The following is a 23,222-nucleotide window of genomic DNA, read 5'->3' as shown; positions in this document are numbered from 1 at the left end:
GGTGTATTTGTAGATACTCACATAGAGTTTTTGTATTTTTAGTGTATCATGGTTTGCATTTAAGTTTAATCTACTAAATCAATTAGATGGCATTTCTGCACCACATTCAAGATTTAATACACTTACTTGATGTTACAGCAATATTAGTTAACATTAGCGCAATATAGCATTACATTTACCTGATTAACTGCCATATTGCCTCTCTATTATTAAAATATAGTGCGTAATAATGAGGTTTTTTTAGCTTAATAATTTGATTTAACTGGTTTAAAGTGAACCGTGTATCCTTTATTCTGACCGATAGAAAAGAGTATAACTATGATTCGAGTATTAGTAGTAGATGATCATGATTTGGTGCGCATGGGTATCAGCCGTATGTTGTCAGACAGTGCGGATATTGAAGTTGTCGGCGAAGCAGATAGCGGTGATATGGCGATACGACTGGCAAAACAACTGCGCCCTGATGTGATATTGCTAGATGTTAATATGCCCAATATCGGCGGTCTTGAAGCAACCAAGCGCTTGGTTCAATTAGATATAGGCATCAAGATTTTAGCGGTCAGTAGTATGTCAGCGCAGCCGTATCCTTCGATGCTGATTAAAGCTGGCGTTAATGGTTATATTACCAAAGGTACGCCTCTTGATGAGATGATACGCGCGGTCAAAAAAATCTATCAAGGCGGACGTTATTTTAGTCAAGACGTCGCTGAACAATTAGCGGATGTTCTATTGTCTGACAATGCTAACTCACCTTTTGATTTGTTAAGTGATCGCGAAAAACAAGTTGCTATGATGGTGGTCAATTGCCAAAGCCCACAACAAATTGCTGACCAGCTTTTTGTCAGTGTAAAAACCATCAATACCTATCGTTATCGCATCTATGAAAAAGTGAATGTCGATAGTGATGTGAAACTGACACATTTGGCGATTCGCCATGGTCTTATTCAACCCTAATTATTAAAAATCCTATTTATCAAAAATTGTTGTTATTAATCCATGAATCCCGTCAAATCTGCATCAAAATTTATCGCTGTCATTACCGATTATCTAGAGCAGGATGATATCCTGCCTGTGCCCCAATTACGCAGATTGGGAATTATTTACAGCAGTTATCGCTTTGTCGTCAGCTTGTTTTCTATGCTGATGGTATATATTACGGTGCGCTCTGATGGCAGCTCATCATTGCCCAGTTTTTTGCAGCAAACAACACTCAGTTTTTATGTTTTACTCAGCCTAATCTTGCTTGGATTGTTTTATACCGTTGGCACCCATATGCGCCGGCAGCTGGCTTTTGGACTGGCGCTAGACGTCATTATTTTAAGCTTACTACTTTATACGGCAGGTGCCCCTGATTTACAGCTGACCATGCTATATATGGTCGTGGTTGCAGCAAGCTTTATGCTTTTACATGGCTCACAAGCACTAATCATCACCTTGCTTGCAATTATTTTTGTGATTTACCAGCAGTTTTTTTATGCCATTGCTAATAGTATGAATTTGGCAAATCTAGGTAATGCCCTGTTAATGTCAGCCAGCTTTTTAGCAGTAGGTGGATTAAGCTGGTCTATATCGCAGCGCTTGGTACAGCTTGAAAAAGTAGCGGCTCGCCATGCCAAAGAAGCCAAACGCTTAGATATTATCAATCAAGAAGTCATCTCTCAAATGGTCAACGGAGTCATCGTCATTGATGGCAAACAAGTGGTATTAGCCAATCTTGCCGCTTATCAATTGCTCAGTATCCTAAATATCAGTGAGCATGAACGAAAAGATGATAGTTCAAAAGATAATAGACTAAAAGATGAGAAATCAAAGACGGTAGTTGACTTTGAACGGCAACTTAGCGAGCAACATCTGCCATTATTTGACGCATGCTTATCAGTAGCAGCAGGATTAACGCGTACCTTTATTTATGAATTGCCTGCGCTTGCTAATGCCTCTATCACGGGCAAGCTACGTGTCGATATTATCCCTTTAAAAGACGATAGCAAGCTTATTATATTAGAAGATTTACGCCGTGAACAAGCCGGTGCACAACAATTAAAGCTTGCCTCACTTGGACAATTGACGGCCAGTATCGCTCATGAAATCAGGAACCCTTTGGCAGCTATCTCGCAAGCAAGTCAGTTATTAATAGAAGAGGTTACCGAAAGTGAGGCAAAAGCTGGACATACTCTAGTCCCTTTAGATAGCGACACGTCTGGCAACTATGAGCTTTATAAAATAATCTTTGCGCAAACCAAGCGCGTTAATCGCATTATTGAAGATGTTTTGAAACTATCACGTCAGCGAAGCGCAAATCAACAAGTCATCGTGCTTGCTGATTGGCTGCCCATTTTTTTAGATAATTATTTTAAAGGCCATGATGTGTTTTTACACCTCATTACTCAGCCTACTATCTCTTTTGATGTTCAACAATTAGAACAAATACTGATCAACTTAATTAACAATGGTTTACGCCATAGCAGTTATGACCACCCTCATGCCTTTGTGGAGATCGAGATTTATTGTGCGGACCACGATGTTATAATTGATATTCTGGATGGTGGTAGTGGTGTTAACGCTGATGATTTGCAGCATTTATTTAATCCATTCTTTACCACTGACAAGACAGGAACAGGGCTTGGGCTTTATTTATCGCAAGCATTTTGTGAAGCTAACCATGCACGACTGCTGTATGTTCCTGATCATGACAAAACCTGCTTTCGACTGATTTTTCATGCTATTGACAGTGATGTTGTCAGCACAACATTTATCTAAATAGAAAAACTGCCAGTTTAAATCACTATACAAAAGCTTAATTCAACAGCATCCATACTGTTAAAGACAATGAGATGACGTATGACCACCACCGCGCTAGTCGTTGATGACGAAGTAGATTTATGCCGCTTGATGCAAATTACCCTGACCAAAATGGGTATCAAAAGTGACGTTGCCTATACGCTGTCACAAGCAAAATCCTATTGGCAAGAAAACGATTATGACTTTTGCCTCACCGATTTAAAACTCCCTGACGGCTCAGGGTTAGAGTTGGTCAAATATATCAGTGCCAGCTCAAGTAAACCTATTGCGGTGATTACAGCGCATGGCAGTATGGATTTAGCGATTGAAGCATTAAAGCTAGGCGCATTCGATTTTGTTAATAAGCCGCTTGAGCTACCGCGCTTGCGGCAATTGGTTGAGAATGCACTTAAGGTAATACAACAAGACTTGACTGCCAAGTCTACACCTCAGCGATCACCTGAACAGCTGATGCTTGATGAGCGTCTGATTGGTGATTCAGCGGTGATGCATCCCTTAAAAAACACCATTTTAAAATTAGCACGCTCACAGGCACCAGTATTTTTATCAGGGGCTTCAGGTACAGGTAAAGAAGTCGTTGCTCGGCTGATTCATGATTTAAGTCCGCGGCGTGACGGCAGTTTTGTGCCGGTCAACTGCGGGGCGATACCATCAGAGCTGATGGAATCAGAATTTTTTGGTCATAAAAAAGGCAGCTTTACAGGTGCAGTTGCGGATAAGCAAGGGCTGTTTCAGCAGGCTAATGGTGGTACTTTGTTTTTAGATGAGGTAGCAGACCTACCTTTAGCAATGCAAGTTAAATTATTGCGTGCTATTCAAGAAAAGACCGTACGCGCTATTGGCGATACCAAAGAGGTGCCGGTCGATATTCGTATCTTGTCAGCGACGCATAAAGATTTGAATCAGCTGGTGCAGGCAGGGTTGTTCCGTCAGGATTTATATTACCGCATTAACGTGATTGAACTCAAGTTACCTACACTGAATGCACGCCGCGATGACATACCGGTATTAGCCGCGCATTTTTTAGCACTGATTACTGAAGAGTGGCAGTTAGAATCGCAGCCTTATTTAAGCGCTGAAGCTTGCCAGCGTTTGCAACAGCATGATTTTGCCGGTAACGTCCGCGAGCTGCGTAATGTACTTGAGCGAGCAATCACATTGGCTGAAACTTCGATAATTGATATCAGTCATCTTGGCTTAGCTGATTTTGATACGCAGCAAGAACTCGATAACCATCAAAAAACTCATAACGCTCAAGGTGCTAATGCGCTACAAAATGAGCATACGGCTAACTCTCATTTTTCCAATCAATATATGGATGAAGAACGATTGGGTGCATCAAAAGAAAATATAAAAAGCAGTAACAGTAGAGACTTATCGCTTGTGGATGAGGTGAAGCAACAGACTACAGTTAACCTTCACCCTTATCGCACCATAACGCATCATTATGCTTCAATGAAGCAGCCTTCGAACCCTCGGGTAGCTTCTGATTCAATGCCTTCTACAGTAGAAGTAGAGCCTCAATCATTGCCTGCAAAGTCGCAGAGCTCTGTGTCAATAGCTACTCTTGATTACAATATTGACAAATTAAATAGTAGCGCGATAAAAAACAACCTTAGTGTTCAGCTACCTATACAAGGGTTAGAGCACTATCTGCAAGAGCAAGAAAGACAGCTTATTATTGCTGCCCTTAAGCAGACCGGCTGGAATAAAACCCAAGCTGCTGAGCTTTTAGGGACAACTTTTCGCTCGCTACGCTATCGCATGACTAAGCTAGAAATTGCAGAAGATCAGGCTGAGTAATCACTCAGCCTTTGGCTTTATGGAATTTATTTCATTTTAACCATCGAGGTCGGTTTTTCAACGACATTATCTATGAGGGTGTTATTGTTATTACTAATATCCGATTTTTTATCACTAGCGTTGTTTAGCGCTTCCCGACGTACAAACCGAATACCTGAGGTTAGCGCTTTCTGTCTAAGCAAATCAAGTGCCTGCTGCTCCCATGTACTTTCACTGCCTGATAATAAAGAATCAGGTTCTACCCCGATACCATCTATTTTTTTACCTGAAGCGGTCATATAGTTGGCAACCGTGAGCTTGACTGCTTGCTCATCATTAAGCGGTATTACTGACTGTACTGAACCTTTGCCATAACTGACTTCACCTAAGACAGTGGCGCGTCTTTGTGCTTGTAAGCTACTGGCTAAAACTTCTGCCGCTGACGCCGAGTAACGATTTTGTAGTACCACTACTGGCAGACCTTCAAGTAATGCCGCCCCTTTAGTCGATAGCGTGCGTGAATCCGCTTGGCGACTCTTTATTTGCACCACATCGGTATCTGTCATAAAGAGGCTTGCAACGCTGACAGCGGATGCCAGTACACCGCCCGGATTATCACGCAAATCTAATAATACGCCTGTGATAGGCTGATCCAAATCAATCAAGCTTTGGAGTAATTTTTCGCGGCTGTTATTTTGAAACGCCGGCAGCCGAATAATTGCTATACCATCTACAAGACGAGTTTCAATCAGTTGAGGATGGCTATTATTACGTTGTAACGTGGTGGTATGTTTACGGCGTCCTGCTGTGGATGTCACCACATCTACTTGCGTACCGGCAATGCCGGTCAAAAGCTGCTCGATATCATTGCTCTCTTCATCTTCACCAAGCTTAAACTCATCGACTTGGTGTAAATAATCGCCAACGGTAATGCCTTTTTTATCAGCAGGTGAATCATCAAGGACCTCAGTAATGACCCAATAGCCCAAGGTTGGCTGATAGGTAACCTTGATGCCAATGTCACCGACATCGCCCTCCGTAAAAGCCCGCAGATTTTCATAGGCTTCAGCATCCAAAAATTCAGCATGACTATCAAGCTTGGTCAACATGCCACTCATGGCATTATTAAATAGCTCTTCATCATTGACCGTATCGACATATTCGCGTCGTACCAAGTCAATTAAAGCAACAAAAGTCTTTAACGTTTCAGGAGAAATCGCATTCAATGACACTTGTGCGACTTCAACAGGAATGTCCGTGTTAATAACAGTAGAGTCATCATTCAACACACTTTCATCTGCCACGCTATCAATTAAATCTTCTGCTTGATCAGCCGATTCGAGCATATCAGCAATATCTGATAAGTCATCAGCGCCGTTATCTAATGGCACATTATCGGTATTTAAGCTGATAAGTTGCAAACTTGCGGTGGGATTTAGGTGACGAGTGTGAGTCGGCACTTTAACTGCCGCTTGCGCTTGCATATTAAAAAGACTAAGCCCTAGAACACCCACGATAAATGCTGGTTTTAGTAGGTTAGAGCGACTAGATACCATGCTCACTGGATGCTCTATTATTTTATTTATGAATAAGCATTTATAATAGATAGAACGCATAAAAATCACCTGAAAATTTGCCCAAAGTTAAGCCATCATTATTATCGAATTATTATATAGTTATTATTGAATAATAGCGTATAAGATAGCATTAAGCGCCCTCCTGAGAATAGGAGAGTATTGAAAGTAACTTAAAAGAAATGTTAGACGAGATATAGCAATAAAAAAGGAGAGCTTATTAATAGCTCTCCTTTTTAAAAAATTTAGTTTAAAGATAATATAAAAAATACTAGATTATTGGTCGGCAACTAATAAATTTTCACCGGTCATTTCAGTAGGTGCGTCGATATCCATCAATGCCAAGATAGTAGGTGCAACATCACTTAGTTTACCGCCGCTACGTATTTGTACCTTTTTATCACCAACATAAATCAATGGCACGTGCTCAGTGGTATGTTGAGTATGGACTTGACCACTTTCATAGTCTTGCATTTGCTCGCAGTTACCATGATCTGCCGTGATCAGCATATCGCCACCTGCAGCACGTACTGCTGCCACCACACGACCAACGCAAATATCTAGCGCTTCTACCGCTTGCACCGCAGCATCAAAGATACCGGTATGCCCGACCATATCACCATTGGCGTAATTAACGACTAACACGTCATATTTGCCAGACTCAATAGCTGCTACTAGATTATCTGTCACTTCAGGTGCACTCATTTCAGGCTGCAAATCATAAGTGGCAACATCAGGTGATGGCACTAGGATACGTGTCTCGCCTTTATACTCATCTTCGCGCCCGCCGCTAAAGAAGAATGTTACATGGGCGTATTTTTCAGTTTCAGCGATACGCAACTGAGTTTTACCCTTATCTTGCAAATATTCGCCAAGGGTATTGGTCAATGAGGTTGGATAATAAGCGATGCTGGTTTTAGGATTATTTTCCAGAACATCAGAGTATTTGGTCAGCATCACAAACGCTGCTAGTTTTGGCTGCTTATGGCGTGCAAAACCTGAAAATTCGTGATCTGGCAATACAAAGGCTTGCGCAAGCTCACGGGCACGGTCAGCACGGAAGTTCATAAAGATAAGTGCGTCATTGTCATCAACGGTATGAGGTATCTCATCACGTCCAACCACCACGGTCGGGTTAATAAACTCATCAGTTTCGCGTGCTTTATAGGCCGCTTGTACCGCGCCATCAGCACGAGTTGCTAGACGATCGGCTTTACCTTCCGTCAGTAGCTCATAGGCTTTTTGCACGCGGTCCCAGCGATTGTCACGATCCATCGCATAGTAACGCCCAATAATAGTCGCAATCTGTACACGCCCGCCTTCATAATGAGCATTAAGCTTTTCGATATGATCACGCAGACGGTTGATATATTTATCTGCAGACTTAGGCGGTGTATCGCGTCCATCTAAGAAACAATGTACAAAGACGTTTTTGGCACCATGTACCAATGCTGAATGACACATCGCTTCGATATGGTCTTGATGAGAATGGACGCCGCCATCTGACAGCAAGCCCATAATATGTACATTGCCGCCAAGTGTATTGGCAGCCTTTACCGCATTGACCAAGGCTTCGTTTTTATAAAACTCACGGTTAGCAAGCTCGCTTGAGATACGGGTTGAATCTTGATAAAGCACCCGCCCAGCGCCCAAGTTCATATGCCCGACTTCTGAATTACCAAACTGCCCATCTGGCAAACCAACATCTTCTCCTGATGCTGAGATCAATCCATGTGGATACTGCTCATAAATTTTATCTAAATTTGGCAGATTAGCGGCAGCAATCGCATTGTCTTTATCTTCTTCACGATGCCCAAACCCATCTAATATCATTAAAACATGCGGCACTTTTTTATTATTGTCACTATCTTGCTTATTGTCTAGCTGTGCCTGATTATCATCAATAGATTCTGACTGTTGTTGGGTATTGGTCATTGATTACCGCTCCTCAAGTGAATGAACGCCTATAATGCTATCTTAGGATGTATAAAGTACTCTATCTTAGCACACATCTTGAAATAGCTGAAAAATGGGGCTTTTAATCAACTAATGCTTATTTTGTAATAAATAAAACACGTAGTGAGTGTTTTATCAAAACAATGCCAATTATCAACGCCACGTAGTAATCTGTAATTCCTACTTGCAATCACTCAAGCCATTAGTTAAGATAATTATATTCTGAAGTGTTGGCTAGTAGATGTTTATTCCCTGAGCCGATAATGCTTTACCAGGATGTGGTACCTACTGCTTCATTGTGTATGCCTGCACCGCTTGCGGTGTCTCAGGAAACCTGCCGAGGTAGTGACGCATCCGCCCTGAACTTCACGGTTCATGGGTCACCATCTTACGGCGGCACTTCGGTTGTTATATTCAGTCAGTCGCTTTTTTATTTATAAGTACAAGAAATTTATAAGTAAGAGCGATAACTACTAAAAAGCCCCTTTTGTCATTGATGAAAGGGGCTTTTTTTATGCTTGATTACCTTCTTATTTATCTATGATACAGTTATTCATCATTGGCAGATTTGGTAATTTTCTTTACATCTTTGGGAACGGTTTTTGCCGTCCCATCAACCGTTGTATGCTGCTTAAATACATTACCAAACGGGCTTTGTTGCTGGCCAAATGGATTTTGATTATTCATACCACCTGCGCCGCCAAACGGGTTTTGACCACTCATGCCGCCCATACCACCAGCACCGCCGAATGGATTCTGTCCGCCGCCCATTTGTCCACCCATCTGCTTTGCCATCATTTCCATCATTTTTTGCTGATTGTTCATGACGTAATTATTGGCAAAGTCTTTGAGCTTTTTCTGCACGGGCGGCAATATCACCAGTAATGCTAATAAATCACTAAGCACACCGGGAATGAGTAATAAAATACCTGCGGCTGCCATGGCAACACTTTTAATCATGGTGGATTCTTGTGGACGCATCGCAGGATTCATCATACCGCCAGCTTTCATCTGCTGTGCCATAGGATTGAGAGCGGCCATGCCTTTACGTAGCAGCGCGATACCGATAACGGCGGCGATAATAAACCACATAAACACCAACCAGCCACTCGTAAATTGAGCAAGCAAATACCAAAGCAGCATCTCAATAATAAACCATACGATGGCAATACCAACTATCTGACCCATAAAGCGTCGTCCTATAAAATAAAAATCAATAAATTAAGCGCCATGCAACTTAAAATGGCTAACATATGATGTATATGGGGATTGATTGCTATACTATCAAACTTACGGCTGATTTTTAAGTCATAAAACAAAATGTAAGTAAGATGGAACATCTATGGCAATTATTATTGGGATTGATCCGGGGTCACGCATGACCGGCTATGGAATCCTGCGACAAACGGGCGATAAGCTCACCTATATTGATTCAGGTACTATTCGTACCGATACCAAAGAGATGCCTGAACGCCTAAAACGTATTTTTAACGGCTTGACGCGTATCACCCAGCATCATCTGAAATATGCAGATGAGCCAATTTATACAGCAATTGAACAAGTATTTATGGCAGAGAATCCTGACTCAGCACTGAAGCTTGGGCAAGCACGCGGTGCCGCTATCGCAGCGATGGTCGCACTGGATTTGGAAGTATCAGAATATACCGCCCGTCAAATCAAACAAGCAGTCTGCGGTTATGGAGCGGCAGCGAAAGAGCAAGTACAAGAGATGGTTTGCCGCATATTAACTTTGGATTTTGTCCCGCAGCAAGATGCAGCAGACGGTCTTGCCTGCGCTATCTGCCACGCGCACTCAAGTCATTCGATGAACAAACTGCTGCTCAATAGCTCCATGCGCGGGCGCGGTGCTTCTAAGAAAAAGGGTCGTTGGCGTTTAACTGAAGAAGATTTAGGCAATTTACGTTAAAAAGCTATAATAAAAAAAACACGCGTCTGAAAAGGCGCGTGTTTTTTATCTTCACTATTTAATTTATATATTTGAAAAGAAATATCCGGCTCTATTCGACCACTGAGCTTTCAATAACTGCGTCCAGTACATAAGCGTACTCTTCTATTGATGAGCTTTCCTCTGCCGCATCGCTGTTATTTAGCGAGTAACGTTGTATTCTTAGTACTTCGTTATGCTTGCCATCATATTGATAACCTTCTATCTCACCATTAAATGCTGACCACTCGCCTTCACTGGTTTTAATACCTTGATCATCATAAGTAATCGGTTTTACTTGCAAGCACATTTCTGAGCTACCGGCTGCACAGGGCACCATTTTAGCGTTAACTGCCCAAAACAAGGTTTCGCCTTTACTATTGTATTTTGCTTGTGGCGTTAGCCGACCCTTCCATACCAAGGTATCACTATTACTGGTAATTTGCGTTAGCAGTGGGGCATCGCCTAAGCTGTTATCTTTAGACTCGACATCCTTGACCAAGATTAACTGACTGTCGCCTTGCATCAATTGCATCAGTGCATTTTCTGCTTTATCTAGATCGCCACAAGACATCTTGGTACTCATGCCATCTTCGATAGCCAACGTTGAGTCTTTTAATTCATACTCAGCGCTGATGGTATTACAGCCAACCGTATAGCTTAAAGCATTGTCATCATGATTTTGGTTGAATGACAGGCGTATTTGGTCTTTCACATCCGTCAATACCGCTAATGGCTTATCATCTTTGCTGACAGCTGACGTAAGTGTCCAACGATAACGCGTAATATTGGCAATCATTTGCTCTTCAGCACTCATCTTACCCGCCTTATCTAACGTCGTATTCTCATTTTCTAAATCAGCAGTAGTAGCATTAGCCGTCTCAATATTATTATCAGTTGAATCAGCAGAGTCTTGACAACCAGCTAATGCCAGACTTATAGCAAGCATACTTGGCAATAGGGCGGATTTAAAAGATAGTGTCATGAAAATCATACCTTACAATCGTATAGTCTGTCGTATAGTGTTTATCAAAGTTTTTAAATTGCTTAATAATTTGACCACTATAACGCCCATGACTGCTAGCGTTGTAACGAAGTGTTTATTTTTATAGATTCATAGTAAATTCCAAATATATGTATTCTTTATTTTTAGTATAGACGTTAGCAAAAACAGCCTTGCATCATTAAAGGTTTCTTTAATGATGCAAGGCTGTTAATTTATACTAATCACTTAGCGTCCTAATCATCCATATGAACAGGCTTGGCTTTTGCCATATTTTTGATGCTAAAACGCTCATTCATCATTTGATAAAAACGCGCCAAATTTTCGCCTTGCTCATTTGGATTAACCTTAAGTATTTTGCCAAAATCTAAACCCAAATATAAGACGATATCGGCAAAGCTCATTTGATCACCCACTAAGTAATCATGACCTTTTAAAGCATTTTCAAAATAGGGTAATGCTTTTATGGCGCGAGCGATAGACGGTGCGACAAACTCTGGTACTTGTTCAACCCGCTGTGCTTTTGATGGATGGCTGTGCTGAAAGGCAAGCATGAAGTTATATAACACCTCAAACTCAGCAATACGGCGAATAGAGCACACTTGCGCACGCTGTACCACATCGTTGCCCATTACCGAGCGCTCACCATAAACACGGTCTAGATACTCACAGACGGCTTGCGAGTCATTAAGTACCGTTCCATCATCCAATGTCAGCACCGGTACGGTTTGCATAGGATTTATTTTGGTAAATGCCTCTGACATCTGCTCATTGGTAGCAAAGTCAATATCGACCACATCGAGGTCATCTATATTGTCTACATCAATACCTTTTGATGCCAATAAGATAAGCGCTTTACGTGGATTGGGTGCAGTACGAGTTACGTATAGTTTTTTCATGACAAACTCCTTGTAAGATGAATTAAAAAGCGACTTTGTGCTGCTATATTTTATTATGGTGAGCTTTTACTCTCGGCATTGGATGCTATGTATGGAATATAGAATACGAGCATTAATACTCTATATCATAGTTATAGCCTACTCTGCTTATCATAGCAAAGCCTTCTTGAGCTTATGCTGTAGCTTGCAGAGCTGATAACAAGTTACATGATAATAATAAAAGAGAACTGAACAGCAAAAAGCCTCATACCATCAAGCTATGAGGCTTTTTTAATTAGAATTCAATCAAAATCATGAACTCAAGATTATTATTTATTAGGCGCTGGCGTAGTACGCAGATACGGCTTAATTTCCGTATGACCTTTAGGATAATTTGCGGCAATATCTTCATTTTTAACACTTGGTGGAATGATCACGTCGTCACCATCTTTCCAATCTACTGGCGTTGCAATATTATACTCATCTGACAATTGCAATGCATCAATCACGCGGATGATTTCATCAAAGTTACGACCACAGCTGGCTGGATACGTCAGAATTAAGCGCACTTTCTTTTTAGGGTCAATAATAAAGACACTTCTAACCGTTGCAGTGGTGCTTGCATTAGGATGCAGCATGTCATAAAGATTCGCCACCTCTTTATTAGGGTCAGCGATGATTGGGAAGTTTAGCTCAGTACCTTGGGTCTCACCAATATCTTTTGCCCACGCATGGTGATCATCTAAGCCGTCAACTGAGATGCAGATTGGCTTGACATTACGCTTTTGGAACTCGCCATTTAGTGCCGCTGCGCGACCAAGCTCAGTGGTACATACTGGAGTAAAATCGGCAGGATGTGAGAAGAAAACTACCCAGCTGTCGCCTGCCCAATCATAAAAATTAATATCACCATCTGTCGTGCTCGCGTCAAAATTCGGTGCGTTATCGCCTAAACGTAAATGTGCCATGCTTAATTCCTTATTTATGTTAGTAATGAACGCTATGATCTAAAAGTATCCATGCGCTCTATTATTATTGAACGTGCTCAGTCAATACTACACAATAACTCAAAGCGCGTCAGCAAAAACTCTATTCTATCTTAGCAAACTGGTTATGAATGTCTTGTGATGGATTGTAATTCGGTTATTCCATTTTGGTTTAAGAAGACTAAGTACAATAATTAAGTAAGAAGTAATTAAGTAGCTTATGTTATGACTATATTAATAGTCTACAGCATGGATCAATACATACACTTTAATCAGCCACTTATATTAGCTCAGCTTAAACATGGCTGCACCATCGATTGTTAATCCCACTTTATCCCCTTTCCATGTCAGCTTGGGTGTCGCTTCGCTGCCACGTTTGCTCGTCTCTCCTGAATGCTGCAAGGTAATCCCATCTTCATCTATAATCGCGATACCAATCACATAGGTATAAACGAAACTGCTTTTAGCTTTAGGAGATGCTTTGATATTAAAGACACACTCTATCACCTGATCCTGATACTTCATGCGCATTTTAGGCTGTAGTGAGGCAATAGAAACGGCACCGTTTGATACCGCAGAATAGACTGAGAATACCAGTGCAACTTTACCACCATAATGCTTAGCGATATCAGGATTGACCAAAACCGTTTCTTTGCCTGGCTCATTGATGCTGGCAACCTTTATATCACCTTGATGCTGTAAGTAAGGCATAGTCATCAAACTGCCAATCTGCTCTGGCGCATGAATATAGCTCATATCTTTGCTGTTGTTCGCAAGTATGCCGACGCGCAAATCCAAATCATCATTATTGGCACTGGCATCGCCATTGTCTGTCCATATGGCTTCTACTACTAAGTGATCGTTGCCACCTTTAGTAAGATTGATTCGATGTTCGCTACCCGGTTTATCAAGCGTTACTTTTTTTAGATTAAAAGGCTGAGAGGTTGATGGACTATTTGGATTATTGGCAGAATCATTCTGTGATTTGTTTTCTTCTAACTGCTTGTCTGTTGCCTCATCGTCAGCCACTTCACCACCAAAATGAGTGACCAAAGCACTCAAGCCACCATTAAAACCTTGTCCAATAGCATTAATACGCCAGACATCGTTTTTACGATAAACTTGTAATAGCATAATGGCGCGCTCACTATCAAATGCACTGCCATCAAATTGATAAGTTGCTAATATCTGCCCTGCTTGCTCTAACGTCACACTACTAGTACCAAGTTCTCGCATCGTCGATTGACCGTCAATAGTCGCCGTCAACACCAAATAATCTACGGAATCTGGTAATTTACCAAGATCAATACCAAAGCGCTGCTGAGTCGCTGTCGACTGCCAACTGATAGCGCCACACGGCGTTCTTGGCTGATTATAAAAAGTCATATAATCATCATTTATCAATTGCTGCTGCCCATCTAAACCAAAGCAAGCCACATCGATAACGGTGGCATTTGCTGTCAACTGTGCACTCAATGTAAACTGCTGCGCAATACCAATATCCGTGAACTTGGCTTTTTGCCCCATAATTAGATTTAGCATTATTATTGTCCTAGTAATGACTTATTATCAATTTATATGGTGATTAAACGACCATTCCTGAATCCCACAGACAAAACTCGCCAAATTTACCGCGCTTACTAGTACCACCTGCGGCACGTCCAGCGTCTGTTAATAACAGCTCCCCTTCTTGCTCTTGTAAGTACCCCACTGCCAGTAATTTATCGTTTAATTCTTGCGTCTTAAAACCCAATTCTTTGGCAAGCTTCGCCGTTGTTAGCTTTGAATAATTAGGCGTTGCTGCCTCTGTAGGTTTAGTAGAATTAGTTGTAGTGGAGACTTGAGAAGCACTCTCAGAACTGAGGTTGTTATCAACACTATTATTGGTTTCAACTATTTTTTCAAGTGACATTCTGACTTCGTCACTAATACGAATAATGCGCTGGGCTTCTTCATAAGTATCGGCATAAAGTTTGGCATCTTCATTACGGTAAATCAGCACGCCCATTTCATTATTATTCACCTGGCTAAATTCATAAAGATTTAAGCTGGTAATAATGCACTCATTTTCGTTCAAGTAGCATTTCGCATGGAGATTTTTGCAAAAGCTGGTACGAATAAAAGTCAGATTTTTGAGCCAGTTGATTTCTTCAGGTTGTAAATCATTTTTGCCATAAACGATACGGATATCAATTTTTAAGCGATTTCGATCTTCTAACAGCTCTTTAATACGATCATTTAGTTTGAGATAAGGGCTAATAATAATCAGCCTATCAGACGCATTTTTAATCAATTCTTCCAAATGATAAGTCGTACCGCTACTGTTCAAAAACTTTGCCATGATTGCACCCTTAAACCTTACGATTAAAATTTATACTTATTCACAAAAAAGCCCATCCCTAGCGTACTAGAAATGGGCAAGCTTGCAAACTACTATTGTTCAGTAATAGCTTAAATAAACATTAGCGGCAGCAATCTTTATCAATTAAGCAGGTTTATAGCTATCACGTAGGCTCACGATTTGATTAAAGACGGGCTTATCGCTACTATGATCTTCACTATCAGAGATAAAGTAACCTTCACGCTCAAACTGGAAACGCGTGCCAGCATCGGCATTAGCAAGCGATGGCTCAACCACTGCTTCTAGCTCAGTCAACGAGTTAGGATTTAGTGCTTGATGGACGTCAGCGACGCTACTTGGGTCTTCAGCGCTAAATAACTGCTCATACATACGCACGGTTGCGGGCACGCCTTGGCTGGCTGATACCCAATGAATGACGCCTTTAACCTTACGACCTTCAGGATTGTTGCCCAGTGTCGCCGAATCAATCGTTGCTTTTAGCTCAACCACATTGCCAGCGTCATCTAGGATATGCTCAGTCACTGCTAATACATAGGTATTACGCAGACGAATCTCATTTTTTTCTGGTGATAAACGCTTATAACCTGCTGGCGGCTCAATCTCGTAATCACCTTGGTCGATATACAAGGTTTCAGTGAAAGGAATCTCGCGCTCGCCCATATCGACATTCGGATGGTTTGGCTGCGTTAACCATAGCGTCTGCGACTCATCATCAAAACGCGCATTCACTCTATCCGCTTTTTCAGTTTCCCAGCTGCTGACAGCATCGGCAAAGTTGGTAATCGTTACTTTTAATGGCTTAAGTACTGCCATACCACGCGCAGTCGTCGTTTCTAATGACTGACGAATACTAAATTCTAACAAACGAAAATCGACAACACTGTCTACTTTGGTCACACCGACACGCTCGCAGAAATCTCGTAAGCCTTCTGGCGTATAACCACGGCGACGCATACCCGCAATCGTCGGCATACGTGGATCATCCCAACCACTGACGATATCTTCATCAACCAGTTGCTTTAACTTGCGCTTACTTGTCATCGTATGGTCAACATTTAGACGCGAGAACTCATACTGATGTGGCGGTTGTTCAAAGCCAACTTTTTCTACCGCCCAATCATAAAATGGGCGATGGTCTTCAAATTCTAACGTACATAGCGAATGGGTAATACCTTCAAGCGCATCAGAGAGCGGATGCGCAAAATCGTACATCGGATAAATGCACCATTTATCGCCCGTTTGATGATGTGCTTGATGCATGATACGGTAGATAACTGGATCACGCATGTTCATGTTTGGACTTGCCATATCTATTTTGGCGCGCAATGTCGCTTTACCTTCAGCGTATTTGCCATTTTTCATATCATCAAAAAGCTGTAAGTTTTCTTCAACGCTGGCATCACGATGTGGTGACGCCGTGCCTGCCTCTTTAAACGAACCACGACTTTCTTTGATTTGCTCAGGTGATTGCAAATCTACATAAGCATCACTTTGTTTGATAAGCTGAATTGCCCAAGCATGCAGTTGGTCGAAATAGCCTGACGCATGGTATGCTTCTCCTGCCCACTCAAAGCCCAACCATTTCACATCATTTTTGATGTTATCAATATAATCTTGCTTTTCTGCCGTTGGGTTAGTGTCATCAAAACGCAAATTACAGATACCATCGAACTCTTCCGCCACGCCAAAATTTAAACAGATAGATTTAACATGACCCAAATGCAAGTAACCATTTGGCTCAGGTGGGAAACGCGTGACGATTTGTTGGTATTTTTGCGCGCTAACATCTTCACGAATCATATTACGAATAAAGTCATTCTTTTGCTCGTCTTTTTGTACAGGGTTGTTTGAGTGCTCACTCATCGGGCATTGCTCCTAACGCAAATGGTCAATTCATGCGACGTGCCATCACGCCTCATGGACAATTCAAAATATCTAATCGGATAAAACAATATCGTAAAACCAGCCTCAGTTATTAAATTTAAGCTGAATTACAAAAACTTGTGTTATAAAAATTCGGTTCACAAAAAATTGAGTCATAAAAACAGTGGCTTATAACTGCCAAGCGATGATGATTTTTTGTCAAAATCGTTTAGAAATGGGTAAAGTTGCGTTATTCTATCAGCTTTTGCAAAGGCATTAACAGCCTGATACATGACACAGGATAAAAAAGCCGTTAGACTAGCCATAACTTTTTATCCAGCAACTTTATCTCCACCACTTAACAGTGCCATTTTAGGCGCTGCAATCAAAAAGGAATACCCCATGGTAGACATGCCACCAGTAGTAGAACTTGACACCAGTATGGGTGCAATCACCATCGAACTCAACGAAGAAAAAGCACCAAAAACCGTTGAAAACTTTTTAAACTATGTAAAATCTGGTCATTATGACAGCACGATTTTCCATCGCATCATTGATGGCTTTATGATTCAAGGCGGCGGAATGGACGCTGACATGAATGAAAAAGCCACCAATAAGCCAGTAGAAAACGAAGCTGACAACGGTCTAAAAAATGATGCTGGTACAATTGCGATGGCGCGTACGCAAGACCCACATTCAGCGACCAGCCAGTTTTTTATTAACGTAAAAGACAACGACTTCTTAAACCATTCTGGCAAAAACATGCAAGGTTGGGGTTATACTGTATTCGGTAAAGTAACAAGCGGTATGGATGTAATCGAAAAAATGAAAGGCGTTCCAACCGGTCGTTTTGGTATGCATGCAGATGTACCAACAGAGCCAGTTATTATCAAATCAGCAACTATTATTTCTCAATAATCGTTATTCAGTATGAGGATAAAGATAAATGCAAAGTTTTAATCATTTAATAACGACCCGCCCTCATGAGGTACGGCAAGTTTTGATTAGCGATTTGCATTTATCGCCTGAAGAGCCTGCCTTAGTGCAGGCTTTTTTGGCGCTGCTTGATGATTGCCTTGCTTTGCCTGCGCTTAAACGTTTATTTATCTTAGGCGATTGGTTTGAGGTGTGGCTTGGTGATGATTTTTATTTGTCTTTATCAGAAGAACAAAGGCAAACGCATTGGCTGACGCCGCTTATAACTAAATTAAAAAAAATACGCATAGCTGGCTGTGAAATTTTGGTTATGCATGGCAACCGTGATTTTTTATTAGGGCAGCCATTTTGTAATATATTCGGTGGCGAGCTGATTTATGAGCCTTATACTTTATCAGTTGGGCAACAGAAATATCGCTTAGAGCACGGCGACGCGCTCTGTACTGACGATAAAAAATATCAGTTTTTTCGTAAAGTCATGCGCAACCGTTTCACTCAGTGGTACCTTCTTAACAAATCATTAGAAAAGCGCTTGGCGATTGCTGACAATATGCGGCAAAAAAGTCAGCAGAATAATGCCAATAAAGCGGCGCATATCATGGACGTCAACGAAATGGCAGTGAACGAAGCTATTTATCAATTTGATGCTCTATTACATGGTCACACCCATCGTCCTGAAATCCACCAAAGTAATGAGGGTAAAACTCGCTATGTTCTTGGTGATTGGCGATTACTTGATAAGGAAACGCACCAACCTAAAGTGAGCGCTGTTATTGGTGCGATTACAGCAAACATAGATGAAGATATTATGGCTGATAGTGCTGAATTTGAGTTGTTTGAATTTAGCATGCTTATCTAAACATCTAAACTGCTACCGTTATTCTCGTATAATAAAAAAACTCCGTCATTAACGGAGTTTTTTTATGTATTAGTATCATTATTTTTAAACAACCTTTGAAAATAACGATTGTCCAAAAATAGTGACTTTACTCTATCTCACCACCCCGCCAACGAAGACGCGCTACGCTGAGTAATAAAGCCATCTGGCGTCTGACCGTTGGCTGCTTGCCAGCGCTGAAACGCATTGCGAGTATTGGTACCTACGATACCATCAGAGCCTTTTGTATCATAGCCTGAGCTTGTCAAACGCTGTTGCAAATTACGTACTTGCGACGTTGATAACGGACGCTCATAACGTGGCCATGACTTTTGTAAACCACCTTGGCCGGCAAGCGCTTTACCCAATAAGCTGACACCAAGGGCGTAGCTTGATGAGTTGTTATATACCTTTATCACATCAAAGTTTGGACTGAGTAGCAGTACTGGACCGTCTTTACCAGCAGGCAGCCATAATTCCATTTGAGTATTACCATCCAAGGATACATCAGCTATGGTATCAACGCCCATAGACGCCCATCTAGCAGCCGTTTGCTTGGTACCAACGGTCGAATAATCGAATGATGATGGAATAGTCGCTTCATAAAACGGCGCTAAACCACGTACCCAACCTGAATTGCTCAGATAGTTAGCAGTAGACGCCAGAGCATCACCCGTTGCCCATGGATTGCGATGTCCATTACCATCGCCGTCAACGCCATGTTTAAGCCAGGTATCAGGGATAAACTGCGTCTGCCCCATACCACCTGCCCAAGAGCCGTCGAGCTGCGACCAAGAGACATCACCGCGCTGTAGTAGCGTCGCTAATGACAATAACTGCGTTTCAGCAAATTCTTGACGGCGACCATCATAGGCAAGGCTGGCAAGCGAGCTTGGTAGACTGCTATTACCTGTCACCACACCATATGACGACTCCATGCCCCAAATCGCAGCAACGATTTCGGCATTGACGCCATACTGTGATTGTAACTGTGATAAATACGTGCGTTGTTCGGCGAACTTACGCTTACCAGTACTTACGCGACCATCTGATACTGCAGAATCAACATATTCCCACGGCATTTTAGAGAATTCTGGTTGTCCTGAATCAAGCGAGATAACTTGCTGATTTAAATAAGCAGAATCAAGTAAACGACGAACGGTTGATGCATCGTGCCCTGCTGAAATCGCCCGCATAGAAAAATCAGACTTCCAATCAGAGAAGCTGTTGTAGCTTGGCTTGGCAACGGGCGTCGGTTTAATAACCGGTGCGGGAGCTGGCTTTACTTGAATGGTTTGGGTCTGGGTAATTTGCACATTACCTTGGCGAACTGGCTTATTAGGCTGCTGCATCGCCTGCTGACTGGTACAGCCAACCATAACTAAGGCAGGGAAAAAAGCAAGATAGTGTTTATTTAATCGCATAGAAGGTCTCAAGTATCTATAAGTAAGGGAGCAATGCAGCCATGTCACCATGCAGTAGTGTGACAAGATTGGCTCAGCGTATTATCTGTAATAGCCAAGCCATAAAGATTTTTAACGCCCTAATACCGCTCTTGGATCGATAGGATTACCGTTTAAGCGTACTTGAAACTCCAGTCCTACTTGGTTGGTTTGACCACTATTGCCCATATTGGCAATACGTTGACCACGTTGCACGCTATCACCCTCTTTCACTAGCAGCTGGCTGTTATGCGCATAAGCGGTGATATAATTGTCACTATGGCGAATCATAATCAGATTACCATACTCTGGCAGACCATTACCCGAATAAAGAACGGTACCTGCTTGGCTTGCCTGCACTGGATCACCAACGTTACCAGCAAACCACATGCCCATCGTGCTAGATGCCGCATCAAAGTTGCGGGTTATTTGGTTGCGAGTAGGATACTCGTAGCCTGAGGCTGCATTTTCAGTCACTTCATAAACAGGGTTTTGCGAATAGCTAGGCGTACTGGTCACAGGCGGTATATAAGTAGGTTGCGCTGGTGCTGATTGAGTATTGTAGTTATTGTTATTCGCGCGTGCTGGCTCACCTTGCCATAGTTTTAGCCATTGACCACTATAAATGGTGTACTTACTGTCTAAGCCATTCAGTGAACCAATTTGACGGTAATTAAGATTATAGCGCGCCGCCACCTGACTGACTGTATCGCCGCGCTGCACGCGATGATAATTGGGCACGCCTTGATTATTGGTGATAATTTTCGGTCCCGCTTGATTGGTTGATTGGTAAGTGGGTTTAGTGGCGCAACCTACCATCGTGACGGTAGCAACGGCCATCGTACCCATCAATGCCATCGTCATAAAGCGTGATCCAGCAATAAGCTTCTTCATACAAGATTTCCTATTCTTTGTATTATGCACAAACTCCTTGTGTTATTCACAAGCATTTTGCTAATTGTTATACCGTTTAAGTGTTTAGCTATTTAAGTGTTTACCGATTTTAGCTGCCATTATCAGTATTCGATTCAGTTTACAGCACTAACGCTGAGAGCTTATCAAGTGCGGCGACTGGGGTATGATGCAAGCGCACAGGCGATAGACTAATATAACCTGCAGCAACCGCTTGATCATCGGTCATATTGATTATAGTTTCTTGAGCATCAACATCATCTGCCAATACATCCTGACGCTTGCGTAGCGACAACCAATACGCATCTCGCCCGCGTGGATCAACCACATGATGCACAGGGCGCGCGATTTGATTGTGCCCCAAAGTTGTGATTTTGCGACCTTTAATATTATCAGCATCACTCACATCAGGAATATTAACGTTTAATACGTGATAGGGCAAATTTTTGCAAATATTCAATATAGACGTTTCTGTTAATAATTTCACAATCTCATTAGCTGCTATTTGATAATGACGCTCACATTCCTGCTCACTACCTTTTATTCCGCCACCTGCTAATGAGGTGGCAATAGCTGGGACGCCCAGTAATTGAGCGGTTAATGCTGCTCCAAAGGTACCCGAAAATAGAACATCTTGACCAAGATTGGCCCCTGAATTAATCCCTGTAATCACACAGTCGAAATCGGTCTCAGGATATAATTCATTTAATGCTAAGTAAATACAATCTGCCGGCGTACCATTGACGCCCATAAAACCAGACGGCAATTGATGAATGTGTAACGGCGTGGTGATACTTAACGCACTGGCGCAGCCACTTTGCTCAGTATTTGGTGCAACTACTATGACCTCGGCAATAGTGGATAGTGCCTGATATAATGCCAGCAACCCTGGTGCATAAACCCCATCATCATTACTCATCAAAATTTTCATATTTACCCAATCTATTTATGAATGACCGTTCGTCTGCTTATCTGCGTTGTCGTCGTAAATTTGCTATAATCAATGCTGCCGCAATTAAAACCACTCTGTTTAAAGTCATGATAATCAAAGCGATATCGGTCGTTAATACTGGTGTATTATATTTATTAAAAGATAGTACAGCGGTGATTATTTTGGGCGATTATACGCTAATTGTAGATAGGCACGAACCTGCTATCTCTACATAAAGCAAATAACAGCTCGTTCTCAGTCCTAATTTTTCCACAGTAAAGCCTTAATTTTTGGTCTGAAAAAGCTTCGCTGAGGTTACAGTAGGCTACAACCTACAACAATTTGAGCTTATAGCTTTATGTTGAGGTAACTTAGCAGTTTATACTACGGTTATGTTGCTAAGGACTGTGTTTAGCTCACAATATCTCTACACATGAACCAATATTTTATGTGACTTTTGTTTTCTTACCCATTAACATAGCACCATTAAATAAAGATAAGCGAGTGTGATACTGAATGAACAATCAATCGATATTATCTATAGCGTCTGTGCTGGCAAAAAGTGCCTCAAAAGTTGGACTAGCAGCACTGGTAACTTCTATTGCTATGCTGTCGCAAGCGACTAACGCCGCGCCAAATTCTGCGACAACCATACCTGTAGATTTATCTGGCGTTAATATTACTAAGCATGAAATTGCCGTGATGCAAGTGCTGTCAGAGATATGCCCATCGATGCTAAACGGTAAACAAAAACAGCGTTTTTATAAGTCTTATAACGTCCAGCTCCATGAGTTGATGCCGTCGTTAGAAGACCCAAAAGCGGCTATCCAATACCTATCTACTCAGCAGGATTACCGTCAAATATTGCAAGGTATTCGTAGCTGGACAATGGGTTTTTCTAAGCAAGAAAACAAAGCTTTGTGTGAAGATTTAGCAGACGCTCAATACTAGTAGTAATCAGTAGCAGCGTATTGAT

At 41.8% G+C, this 23,222-nt stretch carries 20 protein-coding genes and 1 other RNA gene; 9 read left to right on the top strand and 12 right to left on the bottom strand.

Annotated elements, in window-relative coordinates:
- Positions 1–318 precede the first annotated feature (318 nt).
- From ACMHKH_RS08390 to ACMHKH_RS08380, 3 genes are all read left to right on the top strand, one after another.
- Positions 319–954, top strand: coding sequence for a response regulator (locus ACMHKH_RS08390; RefSeq protein ID WP_413520185.1), 636 nt, complete (start codon positions 319–321; stop codon positions 952–954).
- Positions 955–996: 42 nt separating this feature from the next.
- Positions 997–2,757: a sensor histidine kinase gene (locus ACMHKH_RS08385; protein ID WP_413520184.1), complete on the top strand. Its 1,761-nt coding sequence runs from the start codon at positions 997–999 to the stop codon at positions 2,755–2,757.
- Positions 2,758–2,838: 81 nt separating this feature from the next.
- Entirely contained in the window at positions 2,839–4,602 is a 1,764-nt protein-coding gene (locus ACMHKH_RS08380; RefSeq protein ID WP_413520183.1) for a sigma 54-interacting transcriptional regulator, read from the top strand.
- A 26-nt stretch (positions 4,603–4,628) separates the two neighbouring features.
- On the opposite strand, the gene ACMHKH_RS08375 is transcribed toward ACMHKH_RS08380, so the two are convergent.
- Both ACMHKH_RS08375 and gpmI read right to left on the bottom strand, forming a co-directional pair.
- On the bottom strand, positions 4,629–6,137 hold the full coding sequence (locus tag ACMHKH_RS08375) for a S41 family peptidase (RefSeq protein WP_413520207.1): 1,509 nt from the start codon (positions 6,135–6,137) through the stop codon (positions 4,629–4,631).
- Between the two features lie 294 nt (positions 6,138–6,431).
- Positions 6,432–8,090 carry a 2,3-bisphosphoglycerate-independent phosphoglycerate mutase gene (gene gpmI / locus ACMHKH_RS08370; RefSeq protein ID WP_413520182.1) on the bottom strand — a complete coding sequence of 553 codons (1,659 nt, stop codon included), beginning with the start codon at positions 8,088–8,090 and terminating at the stop codon, positions 6,432–6,434.
- A gap of 237 nt (positions 8,091–8,327) precedes the next feature.
- Here gpmI and ssrS point away from each other — a divergent pair.
- Positions 8,328–8,523: non-coding RNA, 6S RNA (gene ssrS / locus ACMHKH_RS08365), on the top strand.
- A 137-nt stretch (positions 8,524–8,660) separates the two neighbouring features.
- On the opposite strand, the gene ACMHKH_RS08360 is transcribed toward ssrS, so the two are convergent.
- Entirely contained in the window at positions 8,661–9,299 is a 639-nt protein-coding gene (locus ACMHKH_RS08360) for an FxsA family protein (protein ID WP_413520181.1), read from the bottom strand.
- A gap of 154 nt (positions 9,300–9,453) precedes the next feature.
- Here ACMHKH_RS08360 and ruvC point away from each other — a divergent pair, with 154 nt between their 5' ends.
- Entirely contained in the window at positions 9,454–10,038 is a 585-nt protein-coding gene (gene ruvC / locus ACMHKH_RS08355; RefSeq protein WP_413520180.1) for a crossover junction endodeoxyribonuclease RuvC, read from the top strand.
- A gap of 91 nt (positions 10,039–10,129) precedes the next feature.
- On the opposite strand, the gene ACMHKH_RS08350 is transcribed toward ruvC, so the two are convergent.
- From ACMHKH_RS08350 to ACMHKH_RS08325, 6 genes are all read right to left on the bottom strand, one after another.
- The gene (locus tag ACMHKH_RS08350) at positions 10,130–11,041 is read right to left on the bottom strand and encodes an META domain-containing protein (protein WP_413520179.1); all 912 of its coding nucleotides are present in this window, start codon (positions 11,039–11,041) and stop codon (positions 10,130–10,132) included.
- Between the two features lie 254 nt (positions 11,042–11,295).
- Positions 11,296–11,958, bottom strand: coding sequence for a glutathione S-transferase family protein (locus ACMHKH_RS08345; RefSeq protein ID WP_413520178.1), 663 nt, complete (start codon positions 11,956–11,958; stop codon positions 11,296–11,298).
- 308 nt (positions 11,959–12,266) lie between these two features.
- Positions 12,267–12,905, bottom strand: coding sequence for a peroxiredoxin (locus tag ACMHKH_RS08340; RefSeq protein ID WP_413520177.1), 639 nt, complete (start codon positions 12,903–12,905; stop codon positions 12,267–12,269).
- Between the two features lie 303 nt (positions 12,906–13,208).
- Entirely contained in the window at positions 13,209–14,465 is a 1,257-nt protein-coding gene (locus tag ACMHKH_RS08335; protein ID WP_413520176.1) for a TerD family protein, read from the bottom strand.
- Between the two features lie 43 nt (positions 14,466–14,508).
- Positions 14,509–15,264, bottom strand: coding sequence for a phospholipase D family protein (locus ACMHKH_RS08330; RefSeq protein ID WP_413520175.1), 756 nt, complete (start codon positions 15,262–15,264; stop codon positions 14,509–14,511).
- A 144-nt stretch (positions 15,265–15,408) separates the two neighbouring features.
- Positions 15,409–17,148 (bottom strand): glutamine--tRNA ligase/YqeY domain fusion protein, encoded by a 1,740-nt coding sequence (locus ACMHKH_RS08325; protein WP_413520174.1) that lies wholly within the window; start codon positions 17,146–17,148, stop codon positions 15,409–15,411.
- Positions 17,149–17,550: 402 nt separating this feature from the next.
- Here ACMHKH_RS08325 and ACMHKH_RS08320 point away from each other — a divergent pair, with 402 nt between their 5' ends.
- Positions 17,551–18,066, top strand: a complete 516-nt coding sequence (locus ACMHKH_RS08320) for a peptidylprolyl isomerase (RefSeq protein ID WP_413520173.1) — start codon at positions 17,551–17,553, stop codon at positions 18,064–18,066.
- Between the two features lie 28 nt (positions 18,067–18,094).
- Complete coding sequence (locus tag ACMHKH_RS08315) at positions 18,095–18,943, top strand: UDP-2,3-diacylglucosamine diphosphatase (protein WP_413520172.1); 849 nt, start codon at positions 18,095–18,097, stop codon at positions 18,941–18,943.
- 137 nt (positions 18,944–19,080) lie between these two features.
- Here ACMHKH_RS08315 and ACMHKH_RS08310 read toward each other — a convergent pair whose 3' ends face one another.
- The 3 genes from ACMHKH_RS08310 to surE all read right to left on the bottom strand — a co-directional run bounded on the left by ACMHKH_RS08310 (position 19,081) and on the right by surE (position 22,234).
- Positions 19,081–20,385: a lytic murein transglycosylase gene (locus ACMHKH_RS08310; protein WP_413520171.1), complete on the bottom strand. Its 1,305-nt coding sequence runs from the start codon at positions 20,383–20,385 to the stop codon at positions 19,081–19,083.
- Between the two features lie 111 nt (positions 20,386–20,496).
- Positions 20,497–21,297 carry a LysM peptidoglycan-binding domain-containing M23 family metallopeptidase gene (locus tag ACMHKH_RS08305; RefSeq protein ID WP_413520170.1) on the bottom strand — a complete coding sequence of 267 codons (801 nt, stop codon included), beginning with the start codon at positions 21,295–21,297 and terminating at the stop codon, positions 20,497–20,499.
- A gap of 139 nt (positions 21,298–21,436) precedes the next feature.
- Entirely contained in the window at positions 21,437–22,234 is a 798-nt protein-coding gene (surE, locus tag ACMHKH_RS08300; protein ID WP_413520169.1) for a 5'/3'-nucleotidase SurE, read from the bottom strand.
- A 29-nt stretch (positions 22,235–22,263) separates the two neighbouring features.
- Between surE and ACMHKH_RS08295 the strand changes: the two genes are divergently transcribed.
- Together ACMHKH_RS08295 and ACMHKH_RS08290 are read left to right on the top strand one after the other, a co-directional pair.
- Positions 22,264–22,482, top strand: a complete 219-nt coding sequence (locus ACMHKH_RS08295) for a hypothetical protein (RefSeq protein ID WP_413520168.1) — start codon at positions 22,264–22,266, stop codon at positions 22,480–22,482.
- 280 nt (positions 22,483–22,762) lie between these two features.
- Positions 22,763–23,197 (top strand): MCR_0457 family protein, encoded by a 435-nt coding sequence (locus ACMHKH_RS08290; RefSeq protein WP_413520167.1) that lies wholly within the window; start codon positions 22,763–22,765, stop codon positions 23,195–23,197.
- Positions 23,198–23,222 lie beyond the last annotated feature (25 nt).

The organism is Psychrobacter glacincola (assembly GCF_965118485.1).
Taxonomy (GTDB): Bacteria; Pseudomonadota; Gammaproteobacteria; order Pseudomonadales; family Moraxellaceae; genus Psychrobacter; species Psychrobacter glacincola_D.
This window is presented reverse-complemented; position numbering and strand designations above follow the sequence as displayed.

Excerpts from the sequence above, each read along its gene's own strand:
- ACMHKH_RS08385 (WP_413520184.1), top strand. The coding sequence starts at position 997 with ATGAATCCCGTCAAATCTGCATCAAAATTTATCGCTGTCATTACCGAT.
- ACMHKH_RS08335 (WP_413520176.1), bottom strand. The coding sequence starts at position 14,465 with ATGCTAAATCTAATTATGGGGCAAAAAGCCAAGTTCACGGATATTGGT.
- ruvC (WP_413520180.1), top strand. The coding sequence starts at position 9,454 with ATGGCAATTATTATTGGGATTGATCCGGGGTCACGCATGACCGGCTAT.
- ACMHKH_RS08320 (WP_413520173.1), top strand. The coding sequence starts at position 17,551 with ATGGTAGACATGCCACCAGTAGTAGAACTTGACACCAGTATGGGTGCA.
- ACMHKH_RS08390 (WP_413520185.1), top strand. The coding sequence starts at position 319 with ATGATTCGAGTATTAGTAGTAGATGATCATGATTTGGTGCGCATGGGT.
- gpmI (WP_413520182.1), bottom strand. The coding sequence starts at position 8,090 with ATGACCAATACCCAACAACAGTCAGAATCTATTGATGATAATCAGGCA.
- ACMHKH_RS08325 (WP_413520174.1), bottom strand. The coding sequence starts at position 17,148 with ATGAGTGAGCACTCAAACAACCCTGTACAAAAAGACGAGCAAAAGAAT.
- ACMHKH_RS08330 (WP_413520175.1), bottom strand. The coding sequence starts at position 15,264 with ATGGCAAAGTTTTTGAACAGTAGCGGTACGACTTATCATTTGGAAGAA.
- ACMHKH_RS08375 (WP_413520207.1), bottom strand. The coding sequence starts at position 6,137 with ATGGTATCTAGTCGCTCTAACCTACTAAAACCAGCATTTATCGTGGGT.
- ACMHKH_RS08380 (WP_413520183.1), top strand. The coding sequence starts at position 2,839 with ATGACCACCACCGCGCTAGTCGTTGATGACGAAGTAGATTTATGCCGC.
- ACMHKH_RS08350 (WP_413520179.1), bottom strand. The coding sequence starts at position 11,041 with ATGACACTATCTTTTAAATCCGCCCTATTGCCAAGTATGCTTGCTATA.
- ACMHKH_RS08360 (WP_413520181.1), bottom strand. The coding sequence starts at position 9,299 with ATGGGTCAGATAGTTGGTATTGCCATCGTATGGTTTATTATTGAGATG.
- surE (WP_413520169.1), bottom strand. The coding sequence starts at position 22,234 with ATGAGTAATGATGATGGGGTTTATGCACCAGGGTTGCTGGCATTATAT.
- ACMHKH_RS08345 (WP_413520178.1), bottom strand. The coding sequence starts at position 11,958 with ATGAAAAAACTATACGTAACTCGTACTGCACCCAATCCACGTAAAGCG.
- ACMHKH_RS08310 (WP_413520171.1), bottom strand. The coding sequence starts at position 20,385 with ATGCGATTAAATAAACACTATCTTGCTTTTTTCCCTGCCTTAGTTATG.
- ACMHKH_RS08340 (WP_413520177.1), bottom strand. The coding sequence starts at position 12,905 with ATGGCACATTTACGTTTAGGCGATAACGCACCGAATTTTGACGCGAGC.
- ACMHKH_RS08295 (WP_413520168.1), top strand. The coding sequence starts at position 22,264 with ATGAATGACCGTTCGTCTGCTTATCTGCGTTGTCGTCGTAAATTTGCT.
- ACMHKH_RS08315 (WP_413520172.1), top strand. The coding sequence starts at position 18,095 with ATGCAAAGTTTTAATCATTTAATAACGACCCGCCCTCATGAGGTACGG.
- ACMHKH_RS08290 (WP_413520167.1), top strand. The coding sequence starts at position 22,763 with ATGAACAATCAATCGATATTATCTATAGCGTCTGTGCTGGCAAAAAGT.
- ACMHKH_RS08305 (WP_413520170.1), bottom strand. The coding sequence starts at position 21,297 with ATGAAGAAGCTTATTGCTGGATCACGCTTTATGACGATGGCATTGATG.